Annotated in this window: 2 protein-coding genes; both read right to left on the bottom strand. The window is 64.4% G+C overall.

Annotation, left to right across the window (positions count from 1 at the left end; all coding sequences use genetic code 11):
* Positions 1 to 449 (bottom strand): OB-fold nucleic acid binding domain-containing protein (locus J5M56_RS24015; RefSeq protein WP_347709436.1); only part of this gene is annotated, 449 nt, incomplete at its 3' end.
* 9 nt (positions 450 to 458) lie between these two features.
* A partial coding sequence (locus J5M56_RS26870; protein ID WP_243430889.1) for a hypothetical protein occupies positions 459 to 551 on the bottom strand: 93 nt, incomplete at its 5' end.

The following is a 551-nucleotide window of genomic DNA, read 5'->3' as shown; positions in this document are numbered from 1 at the left end:
TAAACCGGAGTCAGGGTTTCGTCCATTGTCGGTGGTTCATCACCGGTGATCGCGCGGTATTCCGGATGATAGATTTCCAGGCCTGCGGCGCCGGGCCGGGCTTCACCGTAGCAGCGAACCCGCGTGCCACGCTTGAGACCTTCTTTCTGCGCATTGCTGAAATGGTAGAAGCGCAGGCTCAGGCCGCCGGTACCGTCCTGCAAGCGCACGACCAGGCTGCGCCGGCGGCCCATGACCACGTCGGCGCCGCTGACGGTGCCTTCGACAACGGCGTCCTGTCCCGGTCGCAGCGCACCGATCGGCACCACGCGGGTGCGATCCTGATAGCGCAGCGGCAGGTGAAACAGCACGTCCTGCAGATTCTCCAGACCGACCTTTGCCAGTTTCTCGGCCATGGCCTCGCCGACACCCTTGAGTGCCGTCACCGACACTTGCGACAGCTCCGTCATGACGCTCGCTTAACCGGCCGTAACCGGCGCGGCAGGCTTGGCCACCGAACACAGGCGAATGGAGTCGGCGAGGATCTCGATGGCTTTCGGCCGTGGGAAGCT

It is taken from the genome of Pseudomonas sp. 51_B (genome assembly GCF_017491595.1).
Taxonomy (GTDB): domain Bacteria; phylum Pseudomonadota; class Gammaproteobacteria; order Pseudomonadales; family Pseudomonadaceae; genus Aquipseudomonas; species Aquipseudomonas promysalinigenes.
This window is presented reverse-complemented; position numbering and strand designations above follow the sequence as displayed.